Below are 20,053 nucleotides of genomic sequence, written 5' to 3' on the forward strand. Positions count from 1 at the left end.
GCCGTTTGGAAGCGCCGATGAAGCGTTGGCTGCTGTGGATATTCAGCATGATCGCGCTGGCCGGATTTGCGGCGGCGGTGTGGTTTGCGGGACCTTTGATCCGCTTCGCCGATAGCCGCCCCCTCGGACCTGTCTGGTTGCGCGCGGCAATCATCGGTGTGATCGTGGCGGCCGTGGCGCTCTTCTATGGATTGCGTTTCTGGCGGATGCGCAAGGCGCAAAAGGCGCTGGAGATCGCCGTTGCCCGCAACGACGGCAGGGATGACGACTCGCAAGTACTCGAGGCGCGCATGAACGAGGCGATCGCCGCGCTTAAACGGTCGAGCGGCAAGCGCAATTTCCTCTATGAGGTCCCCTGGTACATCATCATCGGCCCGCCCGGCGCAGGCAAGACAACGGCATTGGTCAATTCCGGCCTGAATTTCCCGCTGGCCGTTTCGGGTGATGCCCAGCCGGTCGCCGGCGTTGGCGGCACGCGCGCCTGCGACTGGTGGTTCACCGACCAGGCCGTGCTGATCGACACCGCCGGACGCTACACGACGCAGGAGTCCAATGCCCAGAGCGACAGCAAGAGCTGGCTCGCCTTCCTGTCGCTGCTCAAGAAATGCCGCACACGGCAACCGATAAACGGCGTCATCCTGGCGATCAGCCTTGCCGATCTCATCGGCCTCGACGACCGGCAGCTTGACGCTCACGTCGTCGAGATACGCAGCCGTCTGCGCGAAATCCACGAGACGCTGAAAATCCAGTTTCCGGTGTATCTGGTTTTCACCAAGGCCGATCTTGTTGTCGGGTTCATGGACTATTTCGGCGGTTTCGACGAGACGCGCCGGCGCAAGGTCTGGGGCGCGACATTCCAGACCAGCGATCGCACGAAGAACATGGCCGCGGAGGCCCCGGCCGAATTCGATGCGCTGGCGAGACGCCTGGTCGAGGAGATGCCCGACCGACTTCAAGAAGAGGCTGACCCGGTCGCGCGCATATCCGTCTTTGGCTTTCCGGCACAGTTCGGTGCGCTGAAGGGCCGAATTGCGAGTTTTATCGCCGGCCTGCTCGATCCGGGCCGCAGCCAGGTGAATGCCAGCCTGCGGGGACTCTATTTTTCGTCAGGCACGCAGGAGGGAACGCCCATCGATCAGGTGCTGGGCGCGATCAGCCGCAACTTCGGCAACAATTCCAGCGCCCATCTTTCCGGAAGCGGCAAGAGCTTCTTTTTGCATGATCTGCTGACAGGCGTCATTTTTGCCGAATCCGGATGGGTCTCGTACGACAAATCGGCGGCAAGGCGGGCGGCGATCGCCAGATTTGCCGGGCTTGGCGCTATCGCGTTGATCGCCGCGGTGGCCCTCGGCATCCTGGCCCTAAGCTTCATCGCCAACGGGTCGCTGATCGCCTCCACCAAGCAGGCCATGGGCCAGTATCGCACAACGGCGGACGCGCTGCTCAAGAGCACCGAGGTCAACGATGTCGACCTCGAAAACGTCATTGGCCCACTCGACCAGTTGCGCGATCTGCCGGCCGGGTTCGAAACCGGCGACGTGCCGACACCGATCGAGGAAACGTTCGGCCTCAGCCAACGGGAAAGACTGCTTTCGGCATCCAGGACGGCTTACCGGCAAGCGCTGGAACGAATGTTCCGATCGCGTCTGCTGATCCAGGCGGAGCGGACGATCCAGGCCAAGATGGCCGATCCCGCCGCGCTCTACGAGCCGTTGAAAATCTATCTGATGCTGGGCGGCAAGGCGCCGAAGGTCGACGACGCGTTGATCGTCTCCTGGATGAAGCAGGATTGGGAGCAGAACCGGTATCCAGGCGAAAACAACCGCGCAGGACGCGAGCAACTTGAAAAGCACTTGCGCGCCATGCTTGCGCTGGACGACGCCTATGATCCGGTTTTCCAACTCAACCAACCACTCGTCGAGGCGGCTCAACGCTCGCTTGGGCGGATGAGCCTTGCCGACCGTGCCTCCGCGCTGATCAGGTCTGCCGTATACGCGGCGGCGCTGGATGATTTCTCCGTTTCAGCGAAGGGCGGACCGGAAACGCCGCTGGTATTCGAGCGTGTCGATGGCGGCGACCTGTCAGGCCTTCGTGTTCCCGGCCTCTATACCTATGCCGGCTTCAACCGTTTTTATCTCGGACAGCTCTCGCGCATTGCGCAGATGCTCGTCGACGACCAGTGGGTGCTTGGCGGCGGCGGCGAACAGGGCGGCATCGATCAGGAGTTGCTGAAGCTCGGCCCCCAGCTCCTCGATCGCTATGGCAAGGAGTTCGCAACCGCGTGGAACAGCGTTCTCGATGGGTTGAAATTCAAAGCGATGCTGAAGGACAAGCCGCACTATATCGCGCTTTCCGCCGTCGCATCGCCAACCTCGCCGATCGAACAGCTGTTTACAGCGATCGCCGCCGAAACTGCCCTTACGCGGGGCGCTGCTTCTGGCAAGGAGCCAGCCACCGGGGTTGAAGCCGGCACGGTTCAAGGCCCGTCGATGGCCAGGGGTCTGGCTCGGATCGGCATACAAATAGCTACCGGAAAATCGCAAAGCCGTGCCGGCACGGGATCTGCGGCGGCGCAAAACCAGAGCCCCGGGGGCAACATTGAAGCGCAGTTCCAATCGTTCCAGGCCTTGGTGAGCGGTCCTGCCGGGCGCCGACCGATCGATGCCTTGACCCAGAACTTCCGCGACATCTACAAGAGCCTGCAACTGGCGACCGACGTGCCGTCGCAGACGGATCGCGTCAACGCCAATCTGCAGCTGCAGATAGCCACCCTTCGTGCCAATTCCTCGCGCCTGCCCAAGCCACTCGCCAGAATGGTCAATGCGACGGCGGACGAATTCGAAGGCAACGTCGCCGAGACTTCGGTGGCGAATTTGAACCAGCTGCTCGACCGGGCGGTCACGGCTCCTTGCGAGGCGGCTGTCAACGGCCGTTATCCTTTCGCCGGCGATGGCACCGAGGATGTGGCGATGGCGGATTTCGCGAAACTGTTCGCACCGGGCGGGCTTCTGGACCGGTTCTTCGCGCAGAATCTCGCATCGCTGATCGACATGAGTGGCCAGGACTGGAGCTGGAAACAGGATGTGCGCTTCGGGCGCGACCTGTCGAAATCGACGCTGAAAATCTTCCAGCAGGCGGCCGAAATCCGCAGCGCCTTCTTTCCCCAAGGCGGTTCGACGCCCTCGATCAGCATCACCTTCACGCCGTTCTCACTGCATGGCGATGCTGATGCCGCGGTGCTCGATGTCGATGGCCAGACCGTCCAGAGCAACCAGGTGGGCAACGCGCCGAGCATCGTGACCTGGCCCAGCGGCGCGGCTTCCGGTTCCGCCAGCCTGAGGCTGACGCCGGAGATGCCAGGCCGCGAATCCACCATCAAGTTCGAAGGGCCGTGGGCGCTGAAGCGGCTCATGGACAAGGCGTCCATCACCGGCACCGACAATAATGTCCAAGCGCGCTTCGTGATCGGCGGGCGCGACGTCAGCTATACGATCCAGACCGGCTCCGGCCCCAACCCGTTCCTGCTTCCGGCACTTTCCGGATTCAGCTGTCCGAAGGCGTTTTGAGATGGGCTTCGAACTTTTCAATGCGGTAGCACCCTTCGGGAGGCTCAGGCGCCCGGACCTTAATTTCGATACTTTAATGGTCGAGCCTGTGGCAGACTGCCGTGAGCGAGCGCCCGGGATTGGGCCGCAGAGGACGCGTGAGAAGCGTTTGGTGGCAAGGTGAGCGATGTCGCCCTTCCCTTTGACAGTTTCGGCGTGAGCCACAAAGGCTGTGTCCGCGAGCACAATGAGGACAACTACCTGCTCGAGCCACGAACCGGGCTTTGGGTGGTGGCCGACGGAATGGGCGGGCATGAGGCCGGAGAAGTCGCCTCGGCCAGCATTGTCGACCACCTGGCCACGATCGGCATCGCAAGCTCCGCTCCGGACCTGCGGGCGCGCTTCGAGGACAGACTGAGCCGGGCCAATGCCGAGATCCGCGGCATATCGGAATCGCGCGGCATCACCATCGGCTCCACGGTCGCCGCCCTGTTGGCGATGGACGGACGGTTTGCCTGCCTGTGGGCTGGCGACAGCCGGGTCTATCTGATCCGCAACGCCGCGATCTCGCAGATTTCGAAAGACCACACCGAAGTGCAGGAACTATTGGATCGAGGCATGATCAGCGCGGCCGAGGCGCTGACCTGGCCGCGCCGCAATGTCATCACGCATGCGGTCGGCGTCAGCGACGACTTCGTCATCGATTTCCAGCAGGGCGAACTGATGCCGGGGGACATTTTCGTGCTGGCCACCGATGGGCTGACGGCACATGTCACAGATGCGGAGATCGAGGCCGCGGTGGTGTCGGCAACGCCTCAGGCGGCCTGCGAAAATCTCTTGCAAACGGTGCTGACGCGGGGCGGAACGGACAATGTGACCATTGTACTGGTGAAGATCGGAACCGGGCGCAATGGACAATCGCTCCACCCTGATCTGTCCAGAGCGGAGGGCTGAGGCCGATGAGCGCCGATGACAAGACGCGAATATCGCCGCAGGTGGCCAACACCGCGGTCGGCACGCAGCTCAGCGGCATCTACGAACTTGACGAGCGGATCGCATTTGGCGGCATGGGCGAGGTCTATCGCGGCCACAACATCCAGACCGGCGACCACGTCGCGATCAAGATAGTGCTGCCCGAGTTTGCCCGTGACCAGACGATCCTGTCCTTGTTCCGCAAGGAGGCCTCGATCCTCAACCATTTGTCGCATGACGCGGTCGTGCGATACCACGTCTTCACCATCGATCCCGGAATCGGCCGGCCCTACCTCGCCATGGAATTCGTCGACGGCGAGTCGCTGTTCGACATAATGCGAAGGGGGCCGATGCCGACGGAAGAGGTGCGCAAGCTCTGCCATCGCCTCGCATCCGGCCTAGCCGCCGTGCATCAAGCCGGAGCAATCCATCGCGACCTGTCGCCCGACAACATCATCCTGCCGGGGGGCCGGGTCGACCGCGCAAAGATCATCGATTTCGGCATCGCGCGATCAGCGACGGTGGGCGGGGAAACGCTGATCGGCGGAAAGTTCGCGGGAAAATACAACTACGTTTCACCCGAACAGCTCGGGCTGTACAGCGGCGACGTCAGCGAGCAGTCCGACATCTACAGCCTTGGGCTGGTGCTGGCCGCCGCCCTGCGCGGCAAGCCGATCGACATGAGCGGATCGCAGTACGAGATCATCGAAAAGCGCCGAACCGTGCCTGATCTCTCTGACATCGACGACGATTTTCGTGACATTGTCGAAGCCATGGTGCAACCGGATCCGCAAGACCGGCCGGTCAGCATGGCTGACATCGCCAGGATGACGCGCGGCGAAGACGAAGCGACAACACCGCCCCCATCCAGGACACCCCGCGACCGGCCGGCTTTGCCACCAGCCGAGCAAACCCTTGCTCCTGATCCCAAGCCCCAGCCATCCAATGTCGCGGGGCACAACGTGCCGGCGGCGACGGGCCCGGGCGAGCAGGGCTTCGTTCCGCATGTCCGGCCAGCGCATCTGTCCAAACCGTTGCCTTCGCCGGCCGCCAGCCCGCCGCGCACGGCCGCGAGCAATGTCCCCGGGAAACCCGCGAAGACCCGAACCATCGCGATCGCTGCTCTTGCGACGCTGGCTGTCGTCTCGGTCGCCGGCCTTTACCTGAGCGGCTTCATGACACCTGTGACGCCGACTGCCGGCAAGACATCGCTTTCGCCCGAACCATCGAAGCCGGCGCCGACGGACAAGGTCGCGAGCGCCCCCGAGCCGGCAATGACAGGTCCGGCCGCGGAGCCGGGAGCCAGCGTCCAGCCTACTGAAAAACAGCCAGATGCCGTGGCAACCCAACAGCCGCTGCCGGCCAAGCCCGCCGAAATCCCCTCGCAGGCTAAAGCCCCGAAGCCGCCGGCAATGGCAGTCCAACCGCAAACAGAGGCGAGCGCACCGCCGGCTGGAAACCAGGCAGATGCCAAGGCCGTGCAGACGGCAGAGCCGGCGAAGCCTATTGCTCTCCCGCAAGCCATGGAACCCCCAACGCCATTGGCAACGGATGCGCAGCAACCGTCCGCAAAGGCATCGCCGACACCCCAGCAGAATACGATGGTCAGCAACAGTCAGACGGCAGTTCCAGCGCCTGAGACGACAGCTCCAGCCGCACCGGCAGTTCCAGCCCCGCCAGCCGAGAAGGTGGCAACGCCGCCATCGGCCAAGCCAAAGGTTGTGGAGACCCCAAAGCCCGAACCACAGATCAGCCAGCCGGAAGCACCCAAGGTGACCGTGCCAGCACCCAAACCAAGCGTAAGCCAGACGGATACCGCGAACGCCGAGGGCCAAAACGCCTCGCCACCGCCGGCCAAACAGCCGGACCTACCAGTCGTCGCGTTGAACGTACCCAAACCGGCGATCCCCCCGGTCGTCGACGATAGCGCGCAACGTGTCTCCTGGGTTCGCGACTTCGGCGGCGGCGACTGTTTCTATGCCACCATGACGTCGTCGACCGACAAGGCCGCCGCGATCGAAGGCTTTGGCACGGCGGTCCAGCCATTCGAACGGATGCTTGGCGATTTCCAGGCAAAATTCCACGTAGAGCCGGACATCAGCGTCCGCCTCATCGAGCCGAGCCAATGCGAAGTCACCAACTTTCTGCGCTTTCTCGGGCAGACCACGGCCGACAAGCCGCAGCTTGTTCTCGACCGGACATCGGTGCCTGATGGTACGCCGATCAGCGGCACGCTGGTGACGCACGGCGGGCTCATCTCCAGTGTCCTGCTGATCGATCACAAGGGCATGATGTTCAATCTCGACGACCGCATCGTCGCACAATCCGACAAGGCCACCTTCAGCATCCCGATTGGCCTCGGCGCCGCCGACAAGGCCGCCGGGAAGGCCGTGCCGCAGATCATAATGGTGATCACGGGTCCGCAGGATATTCAGGCGGCAGCCTTCGCGACGCCGACGCCGGCCTCGGTGCTGCTGCCCAAGATTCTCGAAGAGATCGAGACCGACGGATCGCAATTTTCAGCCACTGCCAAGTATTTCCGGCTCGGCGGATAGCATGGGCGCCCGATGGAACGCTGCCGCTCGCGTTTCCCCAACTCGTCCGCCGACCTGCCCTTGGGGCAGCGTGAGCCGGCTCGAGCCCTGGTTGCCCTGACGGGCCGCATGAAGCTTGCGGTCATGGCAGGGGCGGCATTGCTGGCCGTGCTGGCGCCCGGCGAAGCGCGGGCCGAATTCACGGTCTGCAATCAGACACTCGACGTCGTCAATCTCGCGGTCGGCCAGAAGGTCGACAATGCGGACCAGACTGACGGCTGGTGGACCATCGGCGCAAATCAATGCGTGAACGTCATCCGCGAGGAACTGACGAACCGCTACATCTACATCTACGCGACTGATGTCTTTGGCCATGCGATCCTGACCGGGTCGACCGAGATGTGCATCGAGCGGCGGCGTTTTTCGATCCGCGGCATCGACGAGTGCTGGCAGCGCGGCCATATCGCAGCGCAGTTTCTCGAAGTCGATACGCTTGAACAGGTGCGGTGGACCTTCTTCCTGACCGGAAGCAATCCGTGACGCACAGTATCGACACCAGCTTCAGGGAGAAAAAACTGGCGCGCGCCGCGCTGCGCAGGCGCACGCTCTGGCGCCGGCTCATTGCCGGTTTCGCCGTGGTTGTCCTGCTATCGATCGCCACCGGTTTCTACCTCACAGCGGACTATTGGTCGTTCGGCGACGAAGACGAGGAGCTGCACGCGGTCGAAGGCACGGACGATGTGCCGGCAGATGCATCCGTCTATGTGCCTGCCATTATCGAACTGGCCGGAGATCCGATGTGGATCACGCTTGCGCCCGACGCCGACACGGCAAGCAAGGGCCATGCGGTAGCGCGCCCGTCCGAACTCGACAGTTCCGGCGCCTCACCGCAGATCGAGATCCTCTCCGACGTCATGCTGAGTGCCAGCGAAAAGTTCATGACGACGATCCCGTCGACGCAGGAGGACTTCGCCTTCTTCCAGGCACAGCGGCGGACCGCTCCGACATCGCCGGCCGCCGCACCCACCGAGCAGGCCGCTCCGCCTGCCCCGCCGGTGGCACCGAACGACCAGCAGGGGGACCTGGATAATGAGCTGGCTGCACCCGATGCGAGCGAGGCCCCGGCCGGTTCGGCGCCCAAGGCGGATGCCGGCGACGCGGAGGCCGGCTGGGGAGAGACCATCGATCAGGGCGAGGCAGCGCTGCCCGCCTTCAAGAAGACCCAGATCGAGAACAATACGACCGTCGCAACCGCGACCAACGAGTACCAGCGCTTCGAGGCGACCGAAGACACCTTCGTGAAGATCCTCAACGACCGCAGCCTGGACAGCGTTGCGCTCGATGCGCATTTCTCCGCCGACGATGCCAAGCTGGCGGGCGAAGCCTTGAAGGCGCTCTTCAACCGGGACGGCCTGGAAGCGGGTTATGTCGTCGCCATGCGCGGATTCCGGCCGAACCGCGAAACGACGACGATGTCGCTCATGCAGGTCTCGATCTACGCCAAGAATGTCTTTGTCGGCACGTTGACGCGCAATGCCCCTGGCGCCTTCGTGTCGGGTGTCGATCCCTGGGTGCAAGAGGATCTGTTCAACTACTCCGGTGCAGATCAAGGCGGGCCCAAGCGTCAATACCGCCTGCTCGATGCGATCTATTCGACGGCTGCGCGCAACAAGGTCCCGACCGGCGTCATCGGCGAGGCGATCATGTACCTGTCGCGAGGACAGGATCTCGACGCCTTCACCAGCGAGGACCAGCGCCTAGTGCTGATCTACTCGCAGACGCCGCGTGGCAAGGATGAGACGTCCGGGCGGGTGCTTTATGTCGGCGTCCAGGGCGGTGAGAAGACCATCGACTGTTTCGTCTTCCAGCAGAGCGACGGCCAGTACTCCTGCGTCACCGGCAATGACGAGGTGCGTTCGCTAACTGTCGCCAACGGCATGGTCACGCCGGTGAACGGGGTCATGACATCCACCTTCGGCCCGCGCAAGCACCCGATCCTCGGCGTCGTTCGTATCCACAAGGGCGTGGATTGGGCAGCCCCTGTCGGCACGCCGATCATGGCGGCCTTCGACGGCGAGATCAGCTTCCAGGGCGATGGCGGCAGCTATGGCAATCTGGTGAAGATCTCGCATGCGAACGGGCGCGAGACGCGCTATGCGCATATGCAAAAATTCGCCATTGCGAGCGGAGTCGGTACCAAGGTGAAGGCCGGCGACGTCATTGGCTATATCGGCACTACCGGGCTCTCGACCGGCCCGCATCTGCATTTCGAGCTCTACCAGAACGGCGAGGCGATCGATCCGCTAGGGACTGCCACCACGGTCGCCACCTATGAGACTGGCAATTCCGGCAATTCTGGCAATTCCGGCGATGTCGCCGTCGAAACGCTGACCGAGCGGATCGTTCATGTCGAGAGTGGCGGCAGCGCCCGCGCCAAGAACCCGAATTCCTCGGCGACCGGCGCCGGCCAGTTCATAACGAAGACCTGGATTCGGATGATGAATACCTACCGTCCGGACCTCGCGCGCTCGCTGTCGACCGCCGACCTGCTCGCCCTGCGCTACGACGCCACGATCTCGCGCGAGATGGTTCGCAATCTGGCGCGCGAGGGCGAAGCGTATCTTCGGGCGCGCGGTCACCAGATCACGGCCGGCCGGCTCTACCTCTGTCATTTCCTGGGAATGGAAGGCGCGCATCAGGTGCTGTCGGCGCCAGCTTCGGCACAATTGAGCGCCGTGCTGGGGTCCGCCGTCATCCAGGCCAACCCGTTTCTCACGGGCAAGACAGCCAGCTATGTGGTGGACTGGGCCGAAAGGAAGATGGGCCAGAAGCTGAGCCGTGTGGCCACCGACGCCAACCCGCCGTCGACGACTACGGAGATCCGCCAGACATCGCCGGAGTTCGAAAAATACAAGCAGGCCGTCACCGCCCTCATCAGCTCGATCCAGAATACGCTTTGACCCGGCCCGTGCGGCATCAGCCCCTCAGGCCATTGGTGTCACTATCTCTCGGGCCTCTGTGAACCAAAGTTGGGCTCAGCATCACATATGTCCAAGGATCCATTTTTGGCACAAGCGACCCAGTCGCCGACGAAATCTGGCATCCGCAGACATCAACAGTGCCCCCAGTGGGTAGAGGGCTGGTCCATGAAAACGATCACAGTCTTTCTGAGCGGGATTATCCTGGCTTTCGTTGCCGCCTTCGGCGCCGAGGCAGCCGTGCCTGACGCCAAGCGCGTCGCGCTGGTGATCGGCAACACCAACTATGTCCATGCGGTTACCTTGCCCAACCCCGCCAACGATGCCCGCCTCATCGCATCGACACTGCGCGATGCCGGCTTCGAGGTGATCGAAGGGGTCGATCAGGACAATGCAGGCATGCACAGCCTCATCAGCCGGTTCACCGAGCAAGCCTACGACGCCGACCTGGCGGTCATTTTCTATGCCGGTCACGGCATGCAGGTCGACGGCAAGAACTACCTGATACCGGTCGACGCCGATTTGACATCGCCAGCCTATCTCAAGACGCGCACCATTCAGATCGACGACTTCATGGCCGCGCTTCCGCCCGACCCGGCGATCGGCGTCATCATCCTCGACGCTTGCCGCGACAATCCGCTGGCAAGGACGCTGGCGGCCTCGCTGCCGAAAAGCCGATCCACCTCGTTGGGCACCGGCCTGGCGCCGGTCGAAGCAAGATCGGACGTCGTCGATACTGGTGGCCTGCTTATTGCCTATGCAACGGATCCGGGCGCCATCGCCTTCGACGGCGACGGGGTCGACAGTCCTTACTCCACCGCGCTCGCCAGGCATCTGACCGAGCCCGGCGTCGAAATCCAGAGCGCGCTGACGCGCGTGCGCGGCGAGGTGACCGAAACCACGCAAGGTCGCCAGCGGCCGTGGCATAACGCATCGCTGGGACGCGAGGTTTTCCTGGGTAAACCCGTCGCCGCTGCGGCGCCGCCGGCCGTAAATCCGGTAGCCGACGCATCCGCGACATCCGCCCCTGCCCCTGTCGCCAATGGTTCTCTTTCCTGGGAAGTCGAGCAACGTCTTTGGGATGAGGCCTCGAAGCACAATTCTGGTCCGTTCTACCAGGCCTATCTCGACCAGTTTCCGAACGGTCGTTTCGCCACCGTAGCGCGGCTGAACATCGACGAATTGGACGGCCCGAACGCTCAAAACCGGCAGGTCGCGGCACTCGATACGAACCAGGCGAACGCCGGTCCCGGCTCCGCCGTGCGCACCTCTGTCAGCGTTCCGGACGAGATGAAGCAGAAGCCGGGCACCGAGTTGACGGAAAGTGCGATGGGCCTCGACCGCCAGAGCCGCATCGACCTGCAGTTGCGGCTTGAAGCGTTAGGCAACGAGCTTGGGCTGATCGACGGAACCCTGGGCTCTCAGACCCGTGAGGCGATCGGCATCTGGCAAGCCGATAACGGACTGCCACAAACTACCTATCTGACGCGCGAGCAACTGGCGTTCCTGGTGATCCAGTCAGATCCCGTGATGGCAGCCGTGCGCGCCGGATATGACGCCGATCAAGCCCGTACGGCACAGCCGAGGAAGCCCGTCGTGCAGAAAGCCCGCGCGATGAAGCCGGTGGCACAAGGACCCCGCAAACAACGGCAGGTCGCTCAGAAGTGGCGCGACCGCGAGATCATGGTGCGGCGGGATGAACCTGCTCGGCCGCGGGACAATTTTCTCGCCAGGGCACTGATTTTCGGCGCTGGTGTGGCCGTGGGCAGCGTGCTCAAACACTGACCGCCGCGCGTCACTGCGCCTTAATCCGCATTTCCACGCGACGGTTGACCGGATCATACGGGTTGGGGCTGCGTGGATTCTTTTCGCCCATGCCGATGGCGTCGATGCGGGCGGGATCGACACCACTGGCCGTCAGGAAGGCTGCCACCGATTTCGCTCGTCGTTGCGACAGGCCCTCATTGTAATGCACAGTGCCAGTGGCGTCGGTGTAGCCTTCGACGACGAAGCTGAACGTGCTCAGCCGGCTGTCCTTCAGCGCCTTGGCGAACTCGTCGAGTTCAGAGCGCGCAGTGGTGTCGAGTGCGGCCGAATCTAGGCCGAAATTGATCAGCATATCGAGACTCGATTTCTCTCCCGGCGCTTCTTTTGCCTTGGTCTTGGTCTTGCTCTTGCACTCCTCCTCGGTGCCGACGCAAATTCCCCGCGACTTGCCGAGATCGGCCGCGCCGGCAAAGAACTTGACAATGTCTTCTGATTTCTGAACAGGATCGGCGAAAGCGTGGGTCGAGAAAAACACCACGACCGCCAAGACAAAAGTTGAACTGCCCCACTGCATAACGGTTACTCCTATCTGAGCATCCGATTTCGATGATGGCGATCATACCAAATTCCAGTGCAATTGTCTGTCGATAAACGCCGGCGGCACGATAGTGCCGTTGGCTGTTACCGGATCATTGGTCGAGACTTGACCCGCGCCGCGCCTGAGGCTTGAGTGACCAAGGCTTCTCGATGAAAGCGTGGCGGTCATGGCCAATGGGCTCCGATTCAAGACGGCACGAGATCTTTTCACGGCTTGTCCGGCTATTGCCGAGGACATGAGAACCCTTCCAACCGACCAAAACTCGATCGCGTTTTGCCGCCACCTGCTCGCCGGGCGCGTTCCCGAGGAAGCGATCACATTCTGTGCCTACCTGCTTGCCGAGCGGGCCGCGGTCTGGTGGGCGCATGAATGCCTGAGCCATCTGACCGAGCTGTTCGATGGAACCGATCAGGAATTGCTTGCGCATGTTCGCGACTGGGTGGCTGAACCGGACAATCCCCGCCATCAGGCAGCCGTCCGCACGGCCGCGACGACACCAGCAACAACGCCAGTCGGCTGGATTGCGCTGGCTGCTGGATGGCGGAACAATGGTTCGGCCATGGACGCGACGACAACACCGGCCTTGCCGCCATTACCTGCTGCCCACGCCGTCAATGCCGGGATTCTGGCCGGCCTGGCGCGTGTCGCTCTCGCGGACCGGTTTGCGGTTCTTTCCGCATTTGTCGAAATGGGCATCCAGATGGCGGAGATCGAGGCGCGCCAATCGGCTGATGCCTATTAGAGCCGCTTACTTGCAGCCGCCTTGCGCCCATTTGGCCAGCGCCACCTTGAAGCGTGTTCCCAGCGGATGTTGCAGGCGCAAGACAGAGACATCATTGGCGGCGAAATTCTTCGCCTGATCGCACAGCCGGGCCTCGTTCCATTCATGGCAGCCGTCGCAGTGCTTGCCTTCCCAGACCGACTTGTCCAACCCCTCCACCGGGCTGAACAGGGGCTTGCCCTTGATCAGTTCGGCGATGCTCTTGCCGTCGATCGCCGCATCGCCGAAGTCGACCGGATGATTGAAAAGGATCGGGGCATCCGACGCCAGTTTGGGGATTTTCTGGCGCAGCACATCGAGCGCAAGCTGGTCGTTGCTCGGGCCTGACGGACTAGCCGGGCTGGTGTTGCGCGCGTCGGAGCCGCCTTCGGCTTGAGGTGTGCTCGCCTCGCCCACGATCAATGGCGCATTGAGATCGACCTTGTGCAGGACGACCTCCGTTGTCAGCGAAACGTTGAGCCAGGGGCGCTGCTTGCCGGCGGTTGCCTTGAAGACATCACCGGTCACCCGGTTCATCGCCTCGGTGATGGAGACGTTGGCTTCGCCGATGTGCTGAAGCAGCGCCGCAGTGAACGGCGAATGTTCGCCCGACCCGTCATAGGCGACCTGATTGGGACTGGCGGCGAAAGCGACAAGCGTGCCGGCGCCACCGTTCTCGATCGGGATCTCGGCCAGGCCGCTCATCGCACCGTGGACGCCCGCAGTCTTGGCCAGCACTTCGGCGAGGGGATTGTCGCGGCAAGCGTCGAGGAACACCAGCCTGATGCTGGTCTCGCGTGACATCTGGCGCAAAACAAAATCAAACGACACGGCCTCGAAGTCGAGGGAAGTCTCGTCCTCCAGCGCGGCGTCGACCGGAAGCAGGTAGTTCTTGCCCGAAACCTGCAAGCCGTGGCCGGCGTAGAAGAACAGCGCGATATCGGCACCGCGCACCTGTTTTGCGAACTGGGCGATCGTCGCCTGCGTCTGCGGCTTGGTCAGGTCGAAGCCCGAAACCACCTCGAAGTCGAGCTTCTTCAAGCGTTCGGCCATGGCCTGGGCGTCGCGCACCGGATTGGCGAGGGGTGCCGCGTGCTGATACTGGGCGTTGCCGAGGACAAGGGCGACGCGGCGCTCGGCGCTGGCGGCCGTCATAGTCAACAGCAAGGCGAGTACCACGAGACCGGCGGCGCGAAAGAAGCGGCCGCAACGGGCGATCAGACCGGACCTCACCGCACCCTCAGAGCTTGGTCGCGGAAAACTCGATCCGCCGGTTGAGCGCCTTGTTCTTTGGCGTATCGTTGGCGGCAACCGGCCGCTCCTCGCCATACCCGGTCGCCGTGATCTGCGTGCGCGCAATCCCCGCGGCAACAATGGCATCGGCGACCGCCTGGGCCCGCCGTTCGGACAATTGCTTGTTCGCCTCCGGCGAGCCGTCGGAATCGGTGTAACCGGAGACCTCGACCTTGAGGCTCGGGCATTTGCCGACGACACCTTCGACCTCTTCAAGCAACGGCCGGCTCTTCGCATCGAGCCGCGCGCTGGCCGGCCGGAAGTAGATGGCGCCGGTGCGCGACAGCACGGCGAACCGGTTCAGGCATTCCTCGTCGCTGAAGTTCGCCTTGGCGGCATCGGTGGCAACGGGGCCAACCTCGGCTGAATTCGCCGCGGCGGTCGGAGCGGCGGCCGGCTTGCTGCCGTCAGCGGTGAAGACGAAATCGAACGATACCGACGCGGTCGGCACGATGTTGGTGACATTGGCTGCCTGTTGCAGCTTGTCAACGTTCGGCAACAGGCCGAAATCCTCGACATGGACAGCGACCGGAGCCTCCGAAGCAACCGACACCATGGTGTCGCTGATCATAGTGACGACGACGCTGGCCTCGAGGTCCTTGTCGACGCCGTGCAGATTGAGACGGAAAGGCAAGGTTGCCTTCACCCTGCGCTTTGTCGCGAGATCGGCGAATGCGGCGGGATCCACCTTCGCCGTCAGCTCGGCCGTCGGGTACTTGAATGTCTCGAAGAACAGGAAGCGCATGCGAACATTGCGCAGGTCGACGCCGGTATCGACCGAGTTGAGGTCGAATGTGACCTTGGCATCACCCGCCGCGCTCAGCGTGCCGGTGATGTTCCTGATCTTGTTGGTCTCGACGATCGTGTTCTTCTTGACCGACTGGTAGGTGATCACCGAAGCTGCGGGATCGAGCGTCCAGTTCGGCGCGGCGCTGGCGGCTTGCGACCCGAGCAACAGCAACAACGTGAGGCCAAGAGCCCTTGCTGCAGCAAGGCCTTTCGACGTTGTCTTCCACCAGAATGCGACGACTTCGAACATGGAACGCCCCTGCCCAGGACCACCGTATCGACCCGACATCAAGCGGGGAGCATAGAGCACTCGCGGTTGGTTGGCGAGTACGGCTGCAAATCCTAAGAATGCAGGATAATCGGCGAAGAACTGATGCTGCCCCATTCCTGAACTAAGCCTAAGCCGGTGTGAAACGATCCGGGAGTCAGTGCCGCCACGACCAGGACATGGTCGTAGCTACGTCCGGCATTCTTGAGGTTTGATCAACCTCCCCAACCGCCGCCTCCACTACCTCCGTTCCCGCCTCCACCCATGGACGGAGTGACTGGCGGGGGGACAGGTGCCGTTTCCTCAACCGGCTTGATCACCTTTTTGGCGGTGACCTTCTTCTGCTGGTCGATCTTTGGCGTGGACGTCGTGCGAACGAGCTTCTGTCTGTGCTTCGTCGTCGTCACCGTTGGTTCGGCCGTGGGCGAAACGGACATGCAGCCCGCTAGCGCCGCCAGGGCACCGGATAGAACCGTTGCAATCAATGCCTGCTTCACTGCCGTGCCCACCATTGCCTCCTTGTGATCAAAACAAGTCCCGACGCGGATTGGCTTGCTCCCAGACCGCTCTGGCCGTCTTGACCAGTTGGTCGTCCAGCGAGCCGTTCGCCGCGATCTTCGACTTGAGTTCGCCGTGCAATTGCTTCAGCGCCGCCGTTTTCGCCTTCACGCCGAATTTTGTCAGCGTCGCCTGGGCGCCCGGCAATTCCTTGCGAAGATCGAGTGCCACCGCGAAGGCCAGGTAGCGCACCGCTATCGCCTGGTCGGCCTTGTCGCCCTTCTGCATTTCGAGAGCCGCCCGGTCATAGGCGCCGGACTGATCGCCGCGGGCCGTGGCCAGTTCGAACAGTCTCTGCGCTTCATCGAGGTTCTGCCCGACGCCGACACCGTCCCGGTACATGCGCGCGAGGCTAGCCGGAGCGTAAGGCTGGCCGAGATCCATGGCCTTCTGGAAGAGCCCGTGCGCCTGGCTGGGATCCTTCCCGACACCTACGCCGGCGAGGTAATTTCGGCCGAGCAGGTTCATCGAATACATGTCCTGCCGCTCAACGCCCGCCTTCAAGAAGGCCACGGCGCGGGCCGGATCGGCGGGCACGCCATTGCGGCCCTCCGTGAAGATCGCGGCAAGATCATTCATCGCGTAGGTATGGCCCATGGCTGCCGCCTTGAGCAGAAGGTCCAGCCCCTTGCCAGTGTCGCGCTCGACGCCATAGCCGTTGAACAGGGCACGTCCCCATGACGTCATCCCGTAAGGATCGCCCTTGTCGGACGCCGCCGCATAAAAGGCATTGGCTTGCTTGCGGTCGGCAGGCATTCCCGTGCCCGTCGCGTTGAAGTAGCCAAGCTCGAACACGGCACGGACGTGACCATTGTCGGCTGCCGCCTGGACGGCTTTCTTGGCGTACTCGACCTTGCCGGCTGCCAGCAGCGCTCGGCCCAGTTCGTAGCGGAAGCGGGCGACGTCGGGATAGGCTTTCACCGCCGCCTCGCAGGCCTTCACGGCCTCGGTGCCGATTTCATTCGGAAGCAGGCCGGGGACGACGCCTTGCAGGTCGAGAGGCTCGCCGGCGGCCTGGTCGCAAAGATCGACGCGTGGCGACAGCTTCATGGTGGCGGGCTTGGATGAACTGCTGTCGGCGCGGATTTCGAAGCCGACCTCTACCGGCTGGGCAGCACCGATCTGGGGTTCGTAGCGCAGCTGGTCGACCTCGTCCGCCATCAGGCTCGACTCCGGCGACAGGGCACGATCCGGCAGGGACAGCGTTCCCGTTGCCGGATAGCTCGCGAGTTTCAGGCTGACGGAGGGATCCTTTGTGGGGAAATCCAGATTCAGCGGAACCGGGCCTACTCCGACCGGGACGCTGATCTCGCGGTTTTCGATCGCCTCGGCGGCGCCGGTGATATGAATGCCCCGCTCCAGCACCTGCTGCTTCTGCTCGGTCTCGAGCGAAGCCGCAATCTGTTCGCCTTGGGCGCCGTGGCCATCCTTGACACGGAACACCATGATGCCCCGGGCTTCGCCACCCCAATTGTCATGCGTGGCGTAGGCCAGCATGTCCACCTCTTCGGGCGCACCGGCGCCCTTGGGCACATCCATCTTCAGGCGTGGCAGGTCCACGCCCTGAATCTCTTCGCCGACCTCGACGGCCCTGCCGTCCAGCAGCAGGCGTCCGAGCACGGGCGGCCTTTCGATGCTGACGGTGATCGATCCGCCATCGACATCGACCGGTTCCGGCAGGTCAAGGGCAACAGGCCCGACACCCGACGGCACGACTTTCTCAAGAACCGGCGGCAGCGAAGGCCGGCTGGCACGGCGCATCAGGACAACTTCGTCGATGAGCGAGGAGTTTTCCCAGGGAACCTGCTTGCCGTCGGTGGCCTCGACCACCTCCCGGCGCACCGCGGCCATGACCGTGCGTATCTCTTGGTTCGGCGCCAGCGCCCGACGCGAAAATGCGGACGAAAACGGGCTGAGGTCTCCGCCTCCATCATAGGCGACCGCCCCTGGCTCGGTGGCAAAGGCGATCAGCGTATTCAGCGAGCTTTTGACCTGTGCAAGACCGGTGTTGCCGGCCGTGATCAGCTGGTCCCTCAGCCAATAATCCTTGCGCGGAAACGGATTGTTGCGACAGGCGTCGAGGATGATCACCTGGATCTTCGATTTCGCGCGCAATTGCTGCAGGACATCATCCAGCTTGACCGCCTGGACCTCTATGTCGGCTGCATTCTTCAGCGAGGCATCGACGGGGATCAGGAAATTCTCGCCACCAATCTGAAAGCCATGACCGGAATAGTAGACGACGGACAGATCGGCGCCGTCCGCCGCAGCAAGGTAGTTGCGGAACTGCTCCTCGAATTGCAGCTTTGTGAGGTCCTTGGCAACGAACACTTCGAAGCCGGCCAGCCGAAACGTCTTGGATACGTCCTCGGCATCCTTGTCGGGATTCTTGAGGGCGGGGATTTCCCGGTACTCGGAATTGCCGATCACCAGCGCGACCCTTCGATCGGCCGACGCATCGAACGTCGTGAAGGCGGCCACGAGGAAAACCGCGATTAATCCGCACAGCCGGAGCATGGCAACCGCCTCAACCGCCGCGACCTGACGACCACAAGCTCCCCAGATTGCGGTATCAAGGTCTGATGAAGAACTCACAATCCGCCGAAACAGCAACAGGAAAAAGACTGAAAAACCATCGCGGCAGCAGGCACCTTCGGAATGTGCAAGGTACCTCAGAGCAGACCCATCCGCAATGAGTGTCTAACCGCACCGGCATGGCCGTCCGGATCCGACGCATTCACCAAGCTTGAACCCAGAGACGGGGTGCAGTGAAGTCGGAAGGCCTCGTCATGGGATGGCCAAAGACAAGACGAGCGGCAATTCCATTCCGAAGTGCCGGATGCGCCAGATTGTCGAGGAAAACTTTCAAGCCATGCCGGCAGGCAGCGAGTGATGCAGGATTCCAATATCAAACCATCGCTGCTGGTTCAGCCGCCTATGTGCACGTCATTGTACGCCAAAGCGCGACACGGTTCTAAGGACGCTTTACATCAATGCTTGACATGTTCAGCATTCAGCTTTGCCACCATCTTTTGGGAGGCGACTGATACTGGATGCAATGGGTAGAAGCGAAGGCTACAGTGCCGAACCCGCCCTATCGCCGCCGTTTCCCCTGCTCCCACTCGATCGTTTCCAACCCAGCTAGGACCTTGATCTAGCTTGGTTTTTTCTTTCCTGCGGCACTGAAAGCCGACACACGGCCCCTCAAAAAGTTACACTATTGACTTTAAACGGAAAATCGCCGCAAAAAAAGTTTTGAGGTTTCATAGACTATCGGAGCCAATCGGTCGGTTTTCGCTCTCTCGGTGCTCAGTCGCACACTCGACCCGATCTCAAAAAGTACCGTCAGCACAGTCTATCACGCCCCGCTGGAGCGATCCATCCATCGCAACCAAAAGAGCCAGCCTGCTCCATTGGCACTTGGTAGCGCCATCATTCATGCAAGCCCCAGTTTCGATCAGGGTCGTTGCGTCGATTGTCGGCCTACGGCGGGACCGTCTCGGAATGCCGGGGCTGACCATCCGATCCTGTCCAGTCAACCGAAGGCGCCAACCTGTGCTCTTCCCGCTATCGCTCTTGTAGCCGATGACCTGCTTATGCACAGTGATGCCCGCTAACACCATCGGACCTGATCCGGTGCCAATGTTAGCAATAAACACGCTGTCGATCAGGCGATGCATGAGATCTCGCTCTAGAATGAGCGATGGGTCTTTAACCGCTTGCTCTGCTCCTTCTCTCCGCGAGTTGCTTCCTAAGTTTGTCTCCTTCGGCAAGATAAGCTTCTGCTTGAGGCGAATTCGTTGGCGTACAGCCTCTCTTCATCGGAAGGCGCCCGTTTTTGTAGGCTAACAGGATCGCTGCGGCTGCATCAGGACCAACCTCAAGAACGAGATCGAGCCAATTCCTTTCGGGTATGTAGATGTCGGCGCGCTCAGCTTTCGACAGAACATCTCCTTCAAGAACGAGCCTTCTCGTCTTAATGGGCATGATA

Annotated in this window: 11 protein-coding genes; 7 read left to right on the forward strand and 4 right to left on the reverse strand. The window is 62.3% G+C overall.

The features are described from left to right. The first annotated feature begins 17 nt into the window (after positions 1–17). The 6 genes from tssM (at position 18) to EN850_RS29475 (ending at position 11,814) form a co-directional block, all read left to right on the forward strand. Complete coding sequence (gene tssM, locus EN850_RS29450; protein ID WP_135917253.1) at positions 18–3,566, forward strand: type VI secretion system membrane subunit TssM; 3,549 nt, start codon at positions 18–20, stop codon at positions 3,564–3,566. Positions 3,567–3,725: 159 nt separating this feature from the next. After that, complete coding sequence (locus EN850_RS29455) at positions 3,726–4,499, forward strand: PP2C family serine/threonine-protein phosphatase (protein ID WP_135880699.1); 774 nt, start codon at positions 3,726–3,728, stop codon at positions 4,497–4,499. Positions 4,500–4,504: 5 nt separating this feature from the next. Then, positions 4,505–7,072, forward strand: a complete 2,568-nt coding sequence (locus tag EN850_RS29460) for a serine/threonine-protein kinase (protein WP_135917254.1) — start codon at positions 4,505–4,507, stop codon at positions 7,070–7,072. A gap of 12 nt (positions 7,073–7,084) precedes the next feature. Continuing rightward, the gene (locus tag EN850_RS29465; protein WP_245511664.1) at positions 7,085–7,591 is read left to right on the forward strand and encodes a DUF1036 domain-containing protein; all 507 of its coding nucleotides are present in this window, start codon (positions 7,085–7,087) and stop codon (positions 7,589–7,591) included. Further along, positions 7,588–10,011, forward strand: coding sequence for a M23 family metallopeptidase (locus EN850_RS29470; protein ID WP_135907056.1), 2,424 nt, complete (start codon positions 7,588–7,590; stop codon positions 10,009–10,011). The genes EN850_RS29465 and EN850_RS29470 overlap by 4 nt, the downstream gene beginning before the upstream one ends. 186 nt (positions 10,012–10,197) lie before the next feature. After that, positions 10,198–11,814 (forward strand): caspase family protein, encoded by a 1,617-nt coding sequence (locus EN850_RS29475; protein WP_135907087.1) that lies wholly within the window; start codon positions 10,198–10,200, stop codon positions 11,812–11,814. Positions 11,815–11,824: 10 nt separating this feature from the next. Here EN850_RS29475 and EN850_RS29480 read toward each other — a convergent pair whose 3' ends face one another. Continuing rightward, a complete protein-coding gene (locus EN850_RS29480) occupies positions 11,825–12,370 on the reverse strand; it encodes an OmpA family protein (protein ID WP_135880703.1) in 546 nt (181 codons plus the stop codon). A 190-nt stretch (positions 12,371–12,560) separates the two neighbouring features. Between EN850_RS29480 and EN850_RS29485 the strand changes: the two genes are divergently transcribed. Beyond that, a complete protein-coding gene (locus tag EN850_RS29485) occupies positions 12,561–13,136 on the forward strand; it encodes a hypothetical protein (RefSeq protein WP_189521918.1) in 576 nt (191 codons plus the stop codon). A gap of 6 nt (positions 13,137–13,142) precedes the next feature. Here the strand turns inward: EN850_RS29485 and EN850_RS29490 are convergent, their stop codons facing one another. The 3 genes from EN850_RS29490 to EN850_RS29505 form a co-directional block, all read right to left on the reverse strand. Then, positions 13,143–14,387 (reverse strand): caspase domain-containing protein, encoded by a 1,245-nt coding sequence (locus tag EN850_RS29490; protein ID WP_245521047.1) that lies wholly within the window; start codon positions 14,385–14,387, stop codon positions 13,143–13,145. A gap of 7 nt (positions 14,388–14,394) precedes the next feature. Next, positions 14,395–15,486, reverse strand: a complete 1,092-nt coding sequence (locus EN850_RS29495) for an OmpA family protein (RefSeq protein WP_135907054.1) — start codon at positions 15,484–15,486, stop codon at positions 14,395–14,397. 543 nt (positions 15,487–16,029) lie between these two features. Next, complete coding sequence (locus tag EN850_RS29505; RefSeq protein ID WP_246689299.1) at positions 16,030–18,543, reverse strand: caspase family protein; 2,514 nt, start codon at positions 18,541–18,543, stop codon at positions 16,030–16,032. Positions 18,544–20,053: the final 1,510 nt, after the last annotated feature.

The organism is Mesorhizobium sp. M8A.F.Ca.ET.207.01.1.1 (genome assembly GCF_004794715.1).
Classification (GTDB): domain Bacteria; phylum Pseudomonadota; class Alphaproteobacteria; order Rhizobiales; family Rhizobiaceae; genus Mesorhizobium.